Source organism: Rhizobium sp. PEPV16 (assembly GCF_008919455.1).
GTDB lineage: Bacteria > Pseudomonadota > Alphaproteobacteria > Rhizobiales > Rhizobiaceae > Rhizobium > Rhizobium leguminosarum_Q.
In genome coordinates this window covers 1-2,453 of record NZ_VSZV01000064.1, presented here as the reverse complement: position 1 = coordinate 2,453, position 2,453 = coordinate 1, and the positions used below count along the sequence as shown (strand labels likewise).

The window sequence follows — 2,453 nt, the reverse complement described above, 5'->3', positions numbered from 1 at the left end:
TCGAGGGCGTCTATGCCGAGATGCCGCCGCATATCCGCCGCCAGCGGCAGAAGGCGGGGTACTGACATGGCCAGGATGACGATGATCGAGGCCGTGCGCAGCGCCATGGACGTCTCGATGGCACGTGACGACAACGTCGTCGTTTTCGGCGAGGATGTCGGTTATTTCGGCGGCGTCTTTCGCTCGACGCAGGGCCTGCAGGCAAAATACGGCAGAACGCGCTGCTTCGATACGCCAATCAGCGAATCCGGCATCGTCGGCACGGCGATCGGCATGGCCGCCTATGGGCTGAAACCCTGTGTCGAAATCCAGTTCGCCGATTACATGTATCCGGCCTATGACCAGCTGACGCAGGAGGCGGCACGTATCCGCTACCGTTCCAACGGCGATTTCACCTGCCCGATCGTCGTGCGTATGCCGACCGGCGGCGGTATCTTCGGCGGCCAGACACACAGCCAGAGCCCGGAGGCGCTTTTTACCCATGTCTGCGGGCTGAAAGTGATCGTGCCGTCGAATCCCTATGACGCCAAAGGCTTGCTGATCGCGGCGATCGAGGATCCAGACCCCGTGATGTTCCTGGAGCCGAAGCGCCTCTATAACGGCCCCTTCGACGGCCATCACGAGCGGCCGGTGACGCCCTGGTCGAAACACGACCTCGGAGAGGTGCCGGACGGCCACTACACCATCCCGATCGGCAAGGCCGAAGTGCGGCGCGCCGGCTCGGCGGTGACGGTGGTTGCCTACGGCACCATGGTGCATGTGGCGCTTGCTGCGGCCGAGGATGCCGGCATCGATGCCGAGGTGATCGATCTCAGAAGCCTGCTGCCGCTCGATCTGGATACAATCGTCAAGTCGGTCACCAAGACCGGGCGCTGCGTTGTCGTTCATGAGGCCACTTTAACGTCGGGCTTCGGCGCCGAGGTTGTGTCGCTGGTGCAGGAACATTGCTTCTATCATCTCGAAGCACCGGTCGTGCGTGTTGCCGGCTGGGATACGCCCTATCCGCATGCGCAGGAGTGGGACTATTTCCCCGGTCCAGGCCGTGTCGGGCGGGCGCTTGCCGAAGTCATGGAGGCCTGAGCCGTGGGCGAATTCATCATCAAGATGCCCGATGTCGGGGAAGGGGTCGCCGAGGCCGAGATCGTGGAATGGCATGTGAAGACGGGAGATCCCGTCCGCGAGGACATGGTAATCGCTGCCGTCATGACCGACAAGGCCACCGTGGAAATTCCGTCTCCCGTCAGTGGCACCGTCACCTGGCTCGCGGGCGAGGTCGGAGACCGGATCGCGGTCAAGGCCCCGCTGGTACGGATCGAGACGGCGGGAGATGTCGGCAAGGCTCAGTCCGTTGGGATTTCGCAGGCGCGGATTGCTGACGCGACCAGGACCGAAATTGCAAAACCTGCTCCGCCAGCGCCTACGGCGCCAGTGCCGACGGCGGCGCCGGCGGAAAAACCGCTTGCCGCTCCCTCCGTGCGGCTCTTCGCCAGGGAAAGCGGCGTCGATCTGAGACAAGTGCAGGCGACCGGGCCGGCCGGGCGCATCCTGCGCGAGGATATCGAGCAATTCCTGACCCATGGGACCGCGCCTGCAACGGCAAAGAACGGCTTTGCCAGGAAGATGGCGACCGAGGAGATCAAGCTGACCGGCCTGCGCCGCCGCATCGCCGAGAAGATGGTGCTTTCCGCCTCGCGCATCCCCCACATCACCTATGTGGAGGAAGTGGATATGTCCGCGCTCGAGGAGTTGCGTGCCACGATGAACGGCGATCGCAGGCCGGGCCATCCTAAGCTGACGGTTCTGCCCTTCCTGATGCGGGCGCTGGTCAAGGCCATTTCCGAGCAGCCCGACGTCAACGCCACTTTCGACGACGATGCCGGCATCATCACGCGCTACAGTGCCGTGCATATCGGCATCGCCACGCAGACGCCGGCCGGTCTGACCGTGCCGGTGGTGCGGCATGCAGAAGCACGCGGCATCTGGGATTGCGCCGCCGAGATGAACCGGCTGGCGGAAGCGGCGCGATCGGGTACTGCGACACGCGATGAGCTGTCCGGCTCTACCATCACCATCAGTTCGCTCGGTGCGCTTGGCGGCATCGTCTCGACACCCATCATCAATCATCCTGAGGTGGCGATCATCGGCGTCAACAAGATCGCCACACGACCGGTCTGGGACGGCACGCAGTTCGTGCCGCGCAAGATGATGAACCTCTCCTCCAGCTTCGATCATCGCATCATCGACGGCTGGGATGCGGCAAACTTCGTGCAGCGCATCCGAACGCTGCTCGAAACGCCAGCGCTCATTTTTATCGAAAGCTGAGATCCATGAAAGAGATCGTCTGCAAGCTCCTCGTCATCGGCGCCGGTCCGGGCGGTTATGTCTGCGCCATTCGCGCCGGACAGCTCGGCATCGATACCGTCATCGTCGAGGCCGGCAAGCCGGGCGGCACC

3 protein-coding genes are annotated in these 2,453 nt (G+C 63.6%); all 3 read left to right on the top strand.

The window, feature by feature from the left end:
- Positions 1 to 66 precede the first annotated feature (66 nt).
- Positions 67 to 1,080, top strand: a complete 1,014-nt coding sequence (locus tag FY112_RS00590; protein ID WP_065284480.1) for an alpha-ketoacid dehydrogenase subunit beta — start codon at positions 67 to 69, stop codon at positions 1,078 to 1,080.
- A 3-nt stretch (positions 1,081 to 1,083) separates the two neighbouring features.
- On the top strand, positions 1,084 to 2,322 hold the full coding sequence (locus FY112_RS00585) for a dihydrolipoamide acetyltransferase family protein (RefSeq protein WP_131620467.1): 1,239 nt from the start codon (positions 1,084 to 1,086) through the stop codon (positions 2,320 to 2,322).
- A 5-nt stretch (positions 2,323 to 2,327) separates the two neighbouring features.
- Positions 2,328 to 2,453, top strand: a 126-nt coding sequence (locus tag FY112_RS00580) for an FAD-dependent oxidoreductase (protein WP_151517372.1), incomplete at its 3' end; no start/stop codon positions are given.

Excerpts from the sequence above, each read along its gene's own strand:
- FY112_RS00590 (WP_065284480.1), top strand. The coding sequence starts at position 67 with ATGGCCAGGATGACGATGATCGAGGCCGTGCGCAGCGCCATGGACGTC.